This is a genomic window from Kitasatospora sp. MBT63 (assembly GCF_000710465.2).
Taxonomy (GTDB): Bacteria; Actinomycetota; Actinomycetes; order Streptomycetales; family Streptomycetaceae; genus Kitasatospora.
The window spans coordinates 1-256 of sequence record NZ_JAIZ01000482.1 but is presented as its reverse complement, the minus strand read 5'-3'; the positions used below and the strand labels follow the sequence as shown (position 1 = coordinate 256).

Below are 256 nucleotides of genomic sequence, written 5' to 3'. Positions count from 1 at the left end.
CGGCCCAGCAGTGGGTGTGCGAGCACGTCCTCGGGCTGGAGCCGCTGGCTGTCGAGGAGCAGCCGGCCGCGAAGGTGCCGCACGCGGAGAAAGAGCAGCGGAACCTCGCCGCAGCCGCCCAGTACCGGGAGCGGGAGGGGCATCTGAACGTGCCGCGCAAGCACAAAGAAACCCTCGTCCTGGACGACGGCACCGACGGGGGCACCGTGGTGGAGATCAGCCTCGGCCTGTTCATCGCCAACAGCCGCAGCAGGCG

Annotated in this window: 1 protein-coding gene; it reads left to right on the top strand. The window is 70.3% G+C overall.

The genetic code is table 11. The annotated features are described in order from the left end of the window. A partial coding sequence (locus AA75_RS49780; RefSeq protein ID WP_033822729.1) for a helicase associated domain-containing protein occupies nt 1-256 on the top strand: 256 nt, incomplete at both ends.